Source organism: Psychrobacter sp. 16-MNA-CIBAN-0192 (assembly GCF_040309565.1).
GTDB lineage: Bacteria > Pseudomonadota > Gammaproteobacteria > Pseudomonadales > Moraxellaceae > Psychrobacter.
Map to the genome: position 1 here is coordinate 1 of NZ_JBEOOX010000349.1, position 264 is coordinate 264.

General features: G+C 39.8%; 1 protein-coding gene. It reads right to left on the minus strand.

The genetic code is table 11. The features are described 5' to 3' along the window. On the minus strand, positions 1 to 264 hold a 264-nt coding region (locus tag AAEY78_RS13540; protein WP_352339848.1), incomplete at both ends, for a hypothetical protein.

Consider the following 264-nt stretch of genomic DNA (forward strand, 5'->3'; position numbering starts at 1 on the left):
GACTTAATTTTATAACGAACCCAGTTAATGCGAGAGTTTGGTTCAATAGTGGCTAATGCTCGTTTAAAGGTTGCCGCTTTATCACTAGGCACAATCAATTGATGTGGCCCTTGTGGTGCCGTTGCCCAGCGCTTTAAACCCGGATTAATCGCTTTTAAATCATTGATGTCTATTTGAGCGAGATCTGCCGCTAAGTTAATGTCTAATTGGCTTTCAATATTGACCACTTCTATTTGTGGCGAATTATCGATAGCAATTAAATTG